Consider the following 6,854-nt stretch of genomic DNA (forward strand, 5'->3'; position numbering starts at 1 on the left):
AAATTGTTTCAGCAAATTTAGCTAGTTTTACCAACTAATAAAAACTATTTCGTAGATAATGCATATTACTCTTATAAGTTTAGACAACTGGGGACTTAACAAACATATAGCGGCAGACTTAGAAAAACAAGGACATACTGTTCGCCATATCGATTTTAATACTTTCAAATACAAATATCCTTCTATATTTCATAAAGCATATAATCTTGTATTAAAAGCGTTCTTCAAAACAAATTTAAAGCACCAGCACTACGGAAAAGAAATCATCAATGAATTAAAGAAAAACGATCAGATTCAAGATGTAATTTTAACCATAAAAGGAGACTTTATAACTCCTGAAAGCATTTTAGAATTTAAAAAATATACCAAAAAATCAGTAGGATTTTTTAATGACAACATTTATCGATGTCCAAAAATTAAACGTGTCCTTCATTGTTTTGATGAAGTTTTCTCATTTGAAAAAGAAGACTGCGAAAAATTCAATTTAAAATTTGCGCCAAATTGGATTTATAATTCAGAAAACGCTATCCAAAATAATCAATTTGAATATGATGTTTTCAATATTAGTTCAATTGACAAAAGACTACCAATATTAAAAAGAATCGCAGCCAATCTGGCTTCGCAACATTCAAAATTTAAATTCATTGTTTACGATAAAAAGCAAAAAGACAGTGATAAAAACATTACTTATATAAAAAGTCATATGCCTTTGAGTGAAGTAAATGATTATATCAATCGATCAAAAGTGCTTTTAGACATTAATCGACTTGGTCAAATCGGACTTACATTTAGGGTTTTTGAAAGTTTGGGTTTAGAGAAGAAACTTATAACAACAAATACAGATATTAAAAACTACGATTTTTACAATCCAAATAATATTTTAATTATTGACGAAAAAAATCCAGTTATCCCCGTAGCTTTTTTTGAAAATGAATACGAGAAAATTCCAGATTCTATTTTAAGCCAATACACTTTAAAAGGCTGGACAAATCGAGTTATTTTTCAAGAAAGTCTTTCTTCTTAATTGCTAATAAAAATCATTTTACGCTTGTAAGGATTCCTATTTTGTTTAGGATAATTTTAACCCTAATATTTTTGCATTTGAAAATGTTTCCTATTTTTGCTCAAATATTAAAAATCTGTTAAAAAATATCTCAATAAAAAGCTATCCTCTCAAAAATGACATTAACCTTCTTGCTTTGTTTTTCCCTCATCTTACTTGCTCTTATTTTTTCAGTAATTATTACTAATAGAGTAGTAAAAATAGATGCTCAAGAAGTTCGTTATCCAGAAATTGATGGCTTAAGAGGTTATTTAGCATTTTTTGTTTTCCTTCATCACAGTTACATCTGGCGTTTTTTTCTTCAAAATGAAGAATGGGAAGAACCAAAATCAAATTTATTCAATCACTTTGGACAGACTACGGTTGCTTTTTTCTTTGTAATCACCGCTTTTTTATTTACCCTAAAATTAATCAACAGCAAAAACAAACAAATCGATTGGTCGGCTTATATTAATGCTCGTCTGTACAGACTTTTCCCGATGTATCTTTTTTCTGTTGGAATTATATTCTTTATCGCAGGTTATTTAACCAATTTTAAAACAAGAATTCCCTTTTTTGAAAACCTCCTGCATTTGCTTTCATGGATATTTTTCAACGTAAGAAAGGGGTTAAGCATTAACGGACTAGAAGACAGTTTTTTATTTAATGCTGGAGTAACCTGGACGCTTCCGTACGAATGGGCTTTCTACTTTATATTGCCTCTTATTGCGTTGTTTTTTAAGATTAAAGTAAACTATAAGACATTATTGCTATTTATCTCGACTGCAGCTATTATAATGATTATTAATGAATCTTCATTACGACACTTTTTCCCTTTTCTTGGAGGCATTATTGCGGCTTTAGTAATTAGCAAAAATAAATTGGGAGCTGTTTTAAAACAGAAAAAATATGCTTTTCTAGCTATTTTACTAATTGCAAGTTCTATTTATTTCTTCAATAGCGGAAGAAAGCCTATTCCAATCATCATCACTACGATTGTATTTATCATAATTGCTTCTGGAAATAGCTTTTTTGGGCTTCTGTCAAGCACTTTTTCACGCAAATTTGGACAAATCACCTATAGCATTTATTTACTGCACGGCATTTTATTATTCGTCCTTTTTTATTTTGTCATCGGGTTTGAAAGAGCAAAAAATCTAACTGAGTTAGAATTCTGGTCGATCATTTCCTTGTCAATTTTCCCGTTAATTTTCATCAGCCAGCTAACATTCAAATATATTGAGCATCCATTGATGGAACTGGCGAAGGTTAAATTAAAATCTTCTGTAGTAAAATCATAAACATCTACTTCCAGTAAATAGCCACAAAAACTTTAAACGCTTCTATTTTCAAACTCTAAAAAGCTTTTACAAGTAAAATTTATAACTTTGCAACCTTAATGAAGTAAATTATAATTTGTAAAATGAACGAGGAAATCATCAACGCATACGAGGTAATTAAAAACGGAGGCATAATCTTGTACCCAACTGATACCGTTTGGGGAATTGGCTGTGATGCCACAAATGCAGAGGCTGTTGCTAAAATTTACAAATTAAAACAACGTGCAGAAACACAAAGTATGATTGTTTTGATGAATAGCGAAAAAATGATGTACAATGTTTTTAAAGACATTCCTGAAGTTGCATGGCAAATTATGGATTTATCTGAAAAGCCAACTACTTTAATTTTAGACGACGCCAGAAACGTTGCGCCAAACATCATTGCGGCCGACAAATCTCTTGGAGTTAGATTGGTAAAAGAACCTTTTTGCTACAAATTGATGGAAAGAATGAAAAAACCTTTAGTTTCTACTTCGGCTAATATTTCTGGACAGCCAACACCGCAAAGTTTCAAAGACATCAGCCCTGAAATTATCAACGGCGTTGATTATGTTGTAAAATTAAACCAAGACAAAGTCAACGGAAAATCTTCAACCATTATCAAATTGACTAAAGATTCGCAAGTAAAAGTAATTCGAAAATAGTTTTTTTTGTTTCAAGTTTCAGGTTTCAAGTTTTTGAAAAAACTTTGAGTATAGTTTTTACCGCAAAGTCACAAAGAATTACGCAAAGGTCGCAAAGTTTTTTTTACAGCTATTAAAATGAAAAAGTTCGCAAAGCTTATTTTGACAAAGCTTTGCGAACTTTTTTTAACTCTATTTAGATTCTCAATAAAAGCTTCTTTGCGACCTTTGTGTAATTCTTAGCGTGCTTCGCGGTTAAAAAAACTTAGAATCTCAGAACCTTAGAATCTTAGCAACTTAGACCGTTTTCAAACTCTCAATAAGCCAATCGATATCTTCTTTAGTGTTATAATGACTAAATGAAATTCGGAGATTTGGTAATTTTAAATCAGCCTCCGAAAGCATTTCATTTAAAACATGTGAAGGTTTTATACTTCCAGATTGACAGGCACTTCCTCTAGAAACCGCGATTCCTTTCATATCTAGACTAAAAAGCAGCATTGAAGTTTTGTCTGACGAAAACGGCAGAATAATATTGATGATGTTATAGAAATCATCTTTCTTTCCGTTGATTCTAAAATCTGGAAAATGAATTTCTAACTGCTCAATCAAATAGTTTTTTATTCCCAAGATATAAGCTCTTTCTTCATTTAGTTTTTCGTATGAAATAGACAACCCTTTTGCCATTCCAGCAATCTGATGTACGGCTTCTGTTCCTGCACGAAGCCCTTTTTCTTGTTCGCCTCCAAAAAGCAACGGCTGTAACCCAGAATTTTTTCTGACAAAAGCGAACCCAATTCCTTTTGGTCCGTGAAACTTATGTGCACTAGCCAAAATAAAGTCAACAGGAGTCTTTTGCAGGTCAATTTCGGTTTTTCCAACAGATTGAACTGTATCTGAATGAAACAAAGCATTATACTGCTTGCAAATCAAACTAACTCGATCTAGATCTAAAATTGTTCCCGTTTCGTTATTGATATGCATTAAACTAACTAAAGTCTTTTTTTCTTCAGCCAATAAATTAGACAAATGCGTTAAATCTAAACTTCCGTCTTCATTTACATTTACGTAATCAACTTGAACATTATACTCTTCCTGAAGCACCCAAACGGTATGCAAAACAGCATGATGTTCAATTTTTGAAGTAATGATTCTTTCTACTTTTAAATCTTCAACAGCAGAACGCAAAATCCAGTTGTCAGCTTCCGTTCCGCCAGAAGTAAAAATGATTTCTTGAGCAGTACAATTGAGATGTTTGGCAATGCTTTTTCTTGAAAGCTCCAAGATGGTTTTAGCGTTTCGTCCAAAACTATGTGTAGACGACGGATTTCCATAATCCTCAAGCATAATCCTTGTCATTTCCTGAATTACTTCAGGACGCATGGCTGTTGTTGAGGCATTATCTAGATATACTTTTTTCATTGCTGCAAAGTTAAGAAATATCAATTGTCAAATCTTAAATATCATTTGGCAATTTTTTCACTATTTTTGACCCAAATAAATTTTACGATGAAAAAATATGCTGCCCTCCTATTATTTGCCCTTCTCTTGAATGGTTGCGATGATGGGGATTTGACTGTGGATGATATAGACTTTTCAGATATTGAAACGTCACAAGCCTGTGATCCTACAACTAATACTTTAATTTATAAATTAAAACCTCAGGAAGCTCTTTTACTTCAAATGCCAGAAGGAGCGATCATCAATGATAACGGCACCAAAACATACACAATAGATTCAAAAGGCAATGGCGCGTATCGTGTAGTTTACAGAGCCTATGATGGAGCTGTTGCAAAAGACAATATCTGTGGTACAATTCCGCCGAGCAATCCAAAAGTAACCGAAGAATGGAATGGAATTGATGGAATAATAGAAATTACCACTAAACAAATAGATCCGCCCAATAGTAATAATGACGGAGGAACTCGAATTACAGGTTACGAACACACAATTGTTTTTAAAAATATAACATTTGCAAAACCGGCTGGAAACCAAACGGAAGCAGAATTTGTGTTTGGAAAATACAATACCTCTATAACACCAGCCAATCTAACTTTCAAAACCAATCCGAATGGTTCTGCATATGAGTGCGATGAAGTTGCTAGAGTATACAATTACAACAATACGTTTTATTTATCTATTGACGATATCGATCCAACATTGTTTGCAGAGCCCATTACTCCAGGTCAACCTCGTACAAGTTTAATAACAGCAACACAGAATAAAGTATTTTATAAAACTGCAAAAGAAGGAACTGGATCTATAACACCAGCTTTTGTTTGTGCCAAATTACAGCCGTCTGCACCTGCAATTGAAGAAACCTGGACAGGACAGCTCGGCAAGCCAAATGAAAGTGGAATTATTGAAGTAACCACTACTTTAACTGGACAAATTTATGAGCACACAATAGTACTTAAAAATGTAATTTTAGAGAAGGGTAATAGCAGCTTTAAATTGGGAAGCAGTTTCGTTCTTGGAAAAATTACCAGACCAAAAACAAACTAAAAAAGTAGATTTCTGAAAAGAAATCAGCAGAAATAATTCTTACAAAAAAACGTCTGTTTTTTGAGATGATTTTACAATAAAATCGAATCAAAAAACAGACGTTTTTTTATGCTTTACAAGTAAGCTTTTTATACGCTTAAAGAGCCGTATTATTTATTGCTTTGTCTTATATAAACTTCGGTAGCTCCAAGACCATACTTTTGATAATTGGCATCTTGGAAATCAATTCCGTCATAACGTCCTAATAAAAAATCAAGTTCAGCTTTCAAAATCCCTTCACCAACACCATGAATAAAAACGATTTTCGGAATGCGGTTTCTTATCGCAAATTCGATATGTCTTTTTGCCGTTTCCGTCTGTAATGTCAAAATATCATAGTTCGACATTCCGCGCTTATTAGGAACCAATTTTTCGATGTGTAAATCAAACTCTGGAACGCCAACTTCGCGCTTATCTTTCTTTTCTTTAACAAAACTTCTCGGTTTTGGCTCTGTTTTCTCCTTCGAAATTTCATCTAAATTAATTCTTTTAATAGAATTCATTAAATTACTGGTTTCTTGAATTTTAAGCAATTCGTTGACTAAAAATGTCATCATAAATCCGTCTTCAGTTTCTATCAAAACCTCGTTATTTTTAACCGAAACTACTGTTCCGTTTATAGCTTCGTCTAGTACCGAAACCTTATCTCCTTTTGCCAACATCCTACTCTTCTTTATCGTTATTTTTACTTGGCGTTTTTGCACTCAGCTGCATCATTCCGAACATGAAAACTACAATTGCAGCAATCATGATATAGATGTTCTTCTCTTCCGAAACCTGTTCGTATAACGCAACCGAAATCGCAAGAATCATTATTATAATTTTAAAAGTTTTCATCCTTTCTTTATTTTAAGATTTCAAAAATATAAAACTTTCAGATAGCGCTCCACTACTTCCCTAAACGTTTGTCATATTTTTTTAGTAAAATTGCAAAAAAGATCTGCCATGAGTTTAGAGAAATACATGATTCCTTGTCTGTTCAAAACCGTGTTTGGTTATGACTGTTTAGGATGCGGATTTCAGCGATCTCTATTCTTACTTTTTCAAGGTGATTTTTTGGCTGCTTTTAAAATGTATCCTGCCATTTATACCTGCCTTTTACTCTCTATTTTTATTGCCTTTCATTTTTTAGACAAGTCTAGAAACTATAAAAAACTAATCTGGAAAATGGCTATTATAAATCTATTTTTTATGCTTGGCGGATATTATCTAAAACATTTTTATTTTTAGATTTTAGATTTTAGATTTTAGATTTTAGATTTTAGATTTTAGATTTTAGATTTTAGATTTTAGATTTTAGATTTT

At 32.3% G+C, this 6,854-nt stretch carries 8 protein-coding genes; 5 read left to right on the forward strand and 3 right to left on the reverse strand.

The genetic code is table 11. From position 1 onward, the window contains the following. The first annotated feature begins 58 nt into the window (after nt 1-58). The 3 genes from AAYQ05_RS12145 to AAYQ05_RS12155 all read left to right on the forward strand — a co-directional run bounded on the left by AAYQ05_RS12145 (nt 59) and on the right by AAYQ05_RS12155 (nt 3,026). Nucleotides 59-1,024 carry a WaaS/CpsH family glycosyltransferase gene (locus tag AAYQ05_RS12145; RefSeq protein WP_343543612.1) on the forward strand — a complete coding sequence of 322 codons (966 nt, stop codon included), beginning with the start codon at nt 59-61 and terminating at the stop codon, nt 1,022-1,024. A gap of 155 nt (nt 1,025-1,179) precedes the next feature. Next, nucleotides 1,180-2,343, forward strand: coding sequence for an acyltransferase family protein (locus AAYQ05_RS12150; protein WP_343543613.1), 1,164 nt, complete (start codon nt 1,180-1,182; stop codon nt 2,341-2,343). Between the two features lie 122 nt (nt 2,344-2,465). After that, nucleotides 2,466-3,026, forward strand: a complete 561-nt coding sequence (locus AAYQ05_RS12155) for an L-threonylcarbamoyladenylate synthase (protein ID WP_260669478.1) — start codon at nt 2,466-2,468, stop codon at nt 3,024-3,026. A gap of 276 nt (nt 3,027-3,302) precedes the next feature. On the opposite strand, the gene AAYQ05_RS12160 is transcribed toward AAYQ05_RS12155, so the two are convergent. After that, nucleotides 3,303-4,427: a cysteine desulfurase family protein gene (locus tag AAYQ05_RS12160; RefSeq protein WP_343543616.1), complete on the reverse strand. Its 1,125-nt coding sequence runs from the start codon at nt 4,425-4,427 to the stop codon at nt 3,303-3,305. Between the two features lie 87 nt (nt 4,428-4,514). On the opposite strand from AAYQ05_RS12160, the gene AAYQ05_RS12165 reads away from it, so the two are divergent. Further along, nucleotides 4,515-5,510 carry a hypothetical protein gene (locus tag AAYQ05_RS12165; protein ID WP_343543618.1) on the forward strand — a complete coding sequence of 332 codons (996 nt, stop codon included), beginning with the start codon at nt 4,515-4,517 and terminating at the stop codon, nt 5,508-5,510. Between the two features lie 149 nt (nt 5,511-5,659). On the opposite strand, the gene AAYQ05_RS12170 is transcribed toward AAYQ05_RS12165, so the two are convergent. Together AAYQ05_RS12170 and AAYQ05_RS12175 are read right to left on the reverse strand one after the other, a co-directional pair. Next, nucleotides 5,660-6,211, reverse strand: coding sequence for a DUF8465 domain-containing protein (locus AAYQ05_RS12170; RefSeq protein ID WP_343543619.1), 552 nt, complete (start codon nt 6,209-6,211; stop codon nt 5,660-5,662). 1 nt (nt 6,212) lies between these two features. Then, nucleotides 6,213-6,386, reverse strand: a complete 174-nt coding sequence (locus AAYQ05_RS12175; RefSeq protein ID WP_008462622.1) for a hypothetical protein — start codon at nt 6,384-6,386, stop codon at nt 6,213-6,215. 108 nt (nt 6,387-6,494) lie between these two features. On the opposite strand from AAYQ05_RS12175, the gene AAYQ05_RS12180 reads away from it, so the two are divergent. Further along, nucleotides 6,495-6,779, forward strand: coding sequence for a DUF2752 domain-containing protein (locus AAYQ05_RS12180; RefSeq protein ID WP_343543620.1), 285 nt, complete (start codon nt 6,495-6,497; stop codon nt 6,777-6,779). Nucleotides 6,780-6,854: the final 75 nt, after the last annotated feature.

Origin of the sequence: Flavobacterium movens (genome assembly GCF_039581425.1) — a bacterium.
In the GTDB taxonomy this organism is placed as follows: Bacteria; Bacteroidota; Bacteroidia; order Flavobacteriales; family Flavobacteriaceae; genus Flavobacterium; species Flavobacterium luteolum.

Excerpts from the sequence above, each read along its gene's own strand:
- AAYQ05_RS12145 (WP_343543612.1), top strand. The coding sequence starts at position 59 with ATGCATATTACTCTTATAAGTTTAGACAACTGGGGACTTAACAAACAT.
- AAYQ05_RS12150 (WP_343543613.1), top strand. The coding sequence starts at position 1,180 with ATGACATTAACCTTCTTGCTTTGTTTTTCCCTCATCTTACTTGCTCTT.
- AAYQ05_RS12155 (WP_260669478.1), top strand. The coding sequence starts at position 2,466 with ATGAACGAGGAAATCATCAACGCATACGAGGTAATTAAAAACGGAGGC.
- AAYQ05_RS12160 (WP_343543616.1), bottom strand. The coding sequence starts at position 4,427 with ATGAAAAAAGTATATCTAGATAATGCCTCAACAACAGCCATGCGTCCT.
- AAYQ05_RS12165 (WP_343543618.1), top strand. The coding sequence starts at position 4,515 with ATGAAAAAATATGCTGCCCTCCTATTATTTGCCCTTCTCTTGAATGGT.
- AAYQ05_RS12170 (WP_343543619.1), bottom strand. The coding sequence starts at position 6,211 with ATGTTGGCAAAAGGAGATAAGGTTTCGGTACTAGACGAAGCTATAAAC.
- AAYQ05_RS12175 (WP_008462622.1), bottom strand. The coding sequence starts at position 6,386 with ATGAAAACTTTTAAAATTATAATAATGATTCTTGCGATTTCGGTTGCG.
- AAYQ05_RS12180 (WP_343543620.1), top strand. The coding sequence starts at position 6,495 with ATGAGTTTAGAGAAATACATGATTCCTTGTCTGTTCAAAACCGTGTTT.